1 protein-coding gene is annotated in these 243 nt (G+C 58.0%); it reads right to left on the bottom strand.

Annotation, left to right across the window (positions count from 1 at the left end; all coding sequences use genetic code 11):
- Positions 1–243 (bottom strand): DUF86 domain-containing protein (locus SCA31_RS25145; RefSeq protein ID WP_410699662.1); only part of this gene is annotated, 243 nt, incomplete at both ends.

Here is a 243-nt window from a genome sequence, read left to right as displayed (position 1 = left end):
AGGGGATATCGGGCTCCGAGGCGACGAGGTCGTCGGGCAAATGGCGGCTCGCTTCCGAGATGATTTCCAGCGCCCGCTGGATCGCGAGCCGTAGAAGCCAGTCGCCCTTGAAATCGTCGAGAGATTTGCCTGACGTCGCTGCCAGCACACCGTCGATTGTCTCGATAATCTCAGTGATGACAGGCTTGAGTTTTCTCGGCATCAAAAGACCCGGATAGCGCTTTGCTCGATGTCCGCCTTGAG

Source organism: Chryseobacterium sp. SIMBA_028, from assembly GCF_046535285.1.
Classification (GTDB): Bacteria; Bacteroidota; Bacteroidia; order Flavobacteriales; family Weeksellaceae; genus Chryseobacterium.
This window is presented reverse-complemented; position numbering and strand designations above follow the sequence as displayed.